At 33.3% G+C, this 828-nt stretch carries 2 protein-coding genes; both read left to right on the top strand.

The window, feature by feature from the left end:
* Position 1: 1 nt before the first annotated feature.
* Positions 2–568 carry a M16 family metallopeptidase gene (locus tag FUA24_RS20960; protein WP_449441434.1) on the top strand — a complete coding sequence of 189 codons (567 nt, stop codon included), beginning with the start codon at positions 2–4 and terminating at the stop codon, positions 566–568.
* A gap of 56 nt (positions 569–624) precedes the next feature.
* The coding region (locus tag FUA24_RS25895; protein ID WP_246147126.1) for a hypothetical protein at positions 625–828 on the top strand (204 nt) is incomplete at its 3' end.

The raw sequence follows: 828 nt of genomic DNA, 5'->3' as shown, positions 1-828 counted from the left end.
CGTGGCTTTTAATGGTACTGAAAACTTTGAAGGTAAAGGCATTTTAAATACGTTTCAAGAAAAAGGGTTGGTTTTTGGTAGAGATATTAATGCTTACACTGGTTTTGATGAAACGGTTTATAACATTGATAATGTTCCAACAACTCCAGAATTAATAGATAAAGGTTTGTTAGTATTGCATGATTGGTGTAACTATTTATTATTAACCGATGAAGAAATTGATGCTGAAAGAGGTGTTATTAAAGAAGAATGGAGAACACGCCAAAATGGACAAATGCGTTTATTTCAAACATCACTACCAATTACGTTTAACCATTCAAAATATGCTGAAAGATTACCAATAGGCTTAATGCGTATTGTTGAAAACTTTGAATACAAAGCACTTAGAGATTTTTACCATGACTGGTACAGAACAGATTTACAAGCTATTGCTGTAGTTGGTGATATTGATGTAGATACTATTGAAGCTAAAATAAAAGCATTATTTTCAAAAATACCTGCTGTTAAAAATGCCCGTGAGCGTTTTATTGTAACCATACCCGATANATTCGTCATAAAAAATCATTAGAAAATCAAACTGTAGCAGATTTACAAGAATCATTACTACAATCAATGGTAACAACTATGTTATCATCAAGAATATCTGAAGAAGCACAAAAACCAGATGCTGCATTTTTAGGAGCAAGCGTTGGGTATCAATCTTTAGCAAGGGCAAATAATGCATTTTCTATGAGAGTTGCTCCAAAACCAGGGCAGCAAGAAGCAGCTTTTAAAGCTGTATTAACTGAGGTTGTTAGAGCCGTTAAGTTTGGTTTTACACCATCTGAA

Source organism: Seonamhaeicola marinus, from assembly GCF_008085455.1.
This window is presented reverse-complemented; position numbering and strand designations above follow the sequence as displayed.